The organism is Chamaesiphon sp. VAR_48_metabat_135_sub (genome assembly GCF_031418915.1).
Lineage (GTDB): Bacteria > Cyanobacteriota > Cyanobacteriia > Cyanobacteriales > Chamaesiphonaceae > Chamaesiphon.
Map to the genome: position 1 here is coordinate 1 of NZ_JANOJV010000226.1, position 3,438 is coordinate 3,438.

Consider the following 3,438-nt stretch of genomic DNA (forward strand, 5'->3'; position numbering starts at 1 on the left):
CAAACGGGGGCGCAGTCGTCGCGATGAAAATGACAAACCCCAAGCATGGGAAAGCGACAAACTCCAGATCCTTTGCTACACCTACCTACTAGAACTCACTCTGGGTATCCCGATTCCCGAAGGTAGAATCCGCTATCACGCCGATAACGTCCTCGTGCGGGTACCCCTAGACGATGAAGGTAAAGCGATGGTAATGGCGGCGATTAGCCAAGCGCGAACACTGCAACTCTCCACTCACCGCCCCCCAGTCACCGACAACGAACGCTTGTGTGCGGCTTGCTCCCTCGCCCCTGTCTGTCTACCAGAAGAAGCCAGACTCGCCCATGACAAATCTTGGCAACCCATCCGCCTATTTCCTGAAGATGATACCCGCCAAATCTTACACATTCTCGAACCTGGTACGCGGGTGGGAAAAACTGGCGAACAGATTAAAATCACGCCTAAAAAAGATCCTATTATTACTGTTCCCGCCCAACAAGTCGGACAGCTAGTATTGCATAGTTTCTCTCAAATTTCTACTCAAGCTTTACATTTTTGTGCAGACAAAGAGATTGGTGTCCATTTCGTTTCGGGTGGTGGTAGATATCTGGGGAGTTTCGATCCGCGCAATGGTAGTATTCAGCGACGAATTAGACAATATCAAGCCCTAACTAATCCCGAATCTTGTTTAGCTTTAGCAAAAAAGCTCGTCACCTGTCGAGCACAAAGTCAAAGACAATTATTGATGCGGGGTAAGCGTGGCAAATCCCAGCACAAGGAGGAATTAACCAAGGCTATTCAACAAATTAAAATTCTAATCGATCGGATCGATCGAGTATCTTCGCTAGAATCACTATTAGGCTTTGAAGGAAATATCGCCCGAATTTATTTTGATTCAATTCCATTAATTCAGCTAGAAAATACGCCGATCGAATTAAGGTTCAATCATCGCAATCGTCGCCCACCCAAGGATCGATTCAATGCTTTATTAGGGTTTGGTTACGCGCTCCTACTCAAAGATGTGATGAATGCTATTCTCTCAGTCGGTTTAGAGCCAGCCTTGGGATTTTATCATCAACCCCGCACTCAAGCATCACCACTGGCTCTAGATTTAATGGAGATCTTTCGGGTTCCATTAGTGGATATGTCGATCGTCAATTCCATCAATCGTCAACAGTGGGATATTGAAGCAGATTTTGAAATTCGGGGCGTAAGAGTCACCAAAACCAATGGTAAAACACCAGAAATAAATCAAGTGTGGCTCAGTAATAGTGGTCGAAAAAAGTTTGTCGAGATCTACGAACAGCGCAAATCAGAAACCTGGAAGCATCCAGTGATCGGTTATTCTCTTTCCTATAGTCGCTTATTAGAACTAGAAGTAAGATTGCTAGAAAAAGAATGGTCTGGCGAATCTGGATTATTTGGTAAGTTAACCTTGCGATGAAAATTAAAACTAGATGTTTAATTTTCTAATTTAGAAAATTGGCGTTCGATTAAGTAGCTAAATGCGAATATTTATTGGCTAGAAAGTACTTAAAACCTAGATGGTGGGCAGTGCCCACCCTACAACTATTCACCATCCACTATCCACCAATCCAATGAAAAACTGGTATCTAATCTGCTACGATATTCGCTGTCCTAAACGCTGGCGCAAAGCACATAAACTATTAAAAGCCTATGGCGAATCGATGCAATTATCGATTTTTCGCTGTCGCTTATCTCAAAAAGAACGCGAAAAACTGCGGTGGGAATTAGAACAAATTCTCACCGCAGAAGACAATTTACTATTAATTGGGATGTGCGATCGATGTCAATGTCGAATTCCTCAATATAATCGCAAAAATGTCTGGATACCAACAATCGATCGATTTCGAGTAATTGGTTAGTTTCCTAGATCCTCTCTACTAAACATTCCGCAATTCTTTTGGCTGCACCAGGAGTACCCATGCGTAATAATCCATTCCGCGCGATCGATTGTAATCGATCTGGTTGCTGTAATAATCTCTGCATCTCTACCCCCACATCCTGGGGTTGAGGTACCAAAATCACCGACTCACCCAATAGTCGAGTTTGAGCTTCGGCAAAACCTGGGGTAAACTGAGGACCAGCACCAGGAATCGTAAATGCAGGCTTACCCAAACCGATAAATTGTTCCGTTGCTGTACCCGCCATCGCGATCGCACAGTCCCCTTTTTGCATACACTGTGGATACGCTTGAGTACTAATGACGATCGTCGCATGATCTCGTCGATAATAAATCGCCATCCTATCAGGAATAAGATTAGTTAAATCGCTGTCAGGATTAACCACCTGCACCCAACCTAACTCACCCAAATTGCCCTGTAAGACATCTAAATCTAGTGTGGGAGTAATTGCAGCCAAATAGATAATTTCTCGCTGTTTAAAGAGTGGAATTAGGCTATTTACAGCAATAAGTATTTTCGCCCAATTTGCATAAGCTTCCGGCGGACGAGAACCAGGAAGTAGAGTGACAATTAGGGGGCGGGCTAACTCGTGTTTGGCTGACTGAGGTTGATAAAATATCGGTGTATTTGGATCTGTCGAGACTCCATCCGTCATCGGATTTCCCAAATCGAAAGCTGGAATCCCATGTTGTTGGAGAATTTCGGCGGTTAATTTATCGCGAGGGAACACCGCTTTACATCTACTTCGACTCAATAACCAACGTTCCCAGGGAAAATAATAAGATCCGGTTTTAACCTCGATCGAATCCCGCTGGGATGCTAAAATATTTCCCTGACTATCCCGAATATAATATTCCGATTTCGCCGTACCGATAAAGGCATAATCAGCCCCACTCAACCACGCAAATAATAACGGCACAATATCGCCCACCGCCAGAATTTTACCACCAGATTTTGACCAATTTCGCACCGTCCGCATTTGATCGATCGTCAATCCCGCCAATCCGCCCCGAAGATCTCGCACCAATTGGCGATTGTCCTGGTTCAAAAATCCCCCCGACGGCATCGTTTGAACATTTCCGACGATCGAGAAATCATCACTACTATACGCCTTCCCCACCCCCACGATCGGTAATGTGACTATTTCTGGTGGTTTTGGTAGTTTTCGCAATTCTTGGAGCACGGGTAACGCAATTGCATCTTCACCATGTCCGTTGCTGATACAGAGGAGTTTCATAAATTAGTGGATAGAGGATAGATGATAGGGGATAGGGGATAGGGTAAAGGGTCAAGGATTTTGGACGCAAGCATCCGCAGATTCATTACTATTCCCTATCCCCTATCCCCTCTTCCCTCCCTCCCTAAATCCCAAAAAATAATATATAATTAAGAGACTTGGGGCTGTAAAGGTTTCGACGTGTTGGCGAAAGCTGCACTGTGATACAGGTCGAGAGGGAGTCTACTCTCGTTAATATCGGCTCAAATAAATATAGATGCAAACAACATTGTACCTTTCGCTCGTAAAGCCGCTCCT

The 3,438-nt window shown here is 44.4% G+C and carries 3 protein-coding genes and 1 other RNA gene; 3 read left to right on the plus strand and 1 reads right to left on the minus strand.

From position 1 onward, the window contains the following. Together cas1 and cas2 are read left to right on the plus strand one after the other, a co-directional pair. Positions 1-1,423 (plus strand): type I-MYXAN CRISPR-associated endonuclease Cas1 (gene cas1, locus RMO55_RS16215; protein ID WP_310428112.1); only part of this gene is annotated, 1,423 nt, incomplete at its 5' end. 154 nt (positions 1,424-1,577) lie between these two features. Then, positions 1,578-1,865, plus strand: coding sequence for a CRISPR-associated endonuclease Cas2 (cas2, locus tag RMO55_RS16220; protein ID WP_310428113.1), 288 nt, complete (start codon positions 1,578-1,580; stop codon positions 1,863-1,865). Between the two features lie 4 nt (positions 1,866-1,869). Here the strand turns inward: cas2 and RMO55_RS16225 are convergent, their stop codons facing one another. Next, a complete protein-coding gene (locus tag RMO55_RS16225) occupies positions 1,870-3,141 on the minus strand; it encodes a lipid-A-disaccharide synthase-related protein (RefSeq protein ID WP_310428115.1) in 1,272 nt (423 codons plus the stop codon). 160 nt (positions 3,142-3,301) lie between these two features. Here RMO55_RS16225 and ssrA point away from each other — a divergent pair. Then, positions 3,302-3,438: a transfer-messenger RNA gene (gene ssrA, locus RMO55_RS16230) on the plus strand; the annotation flags it as partial.

Excerpts from the sequence above, each read along its gene's own strand:
- cas2 (WP_310428113.1), top strand. The coding sequence starts at position 1,578 with ATGAAAAACTGGTATCTAATCTGCTACGATATTCGCTGTCCTAAACGC.
- RMO55_RS16225 (WP_310428115.1), bottom strand. The coding sequence starts at position 3,141 with ATGAAACTCCTCTGTATCAGCAACGGACATGGTGAAGATGCAATTGCG.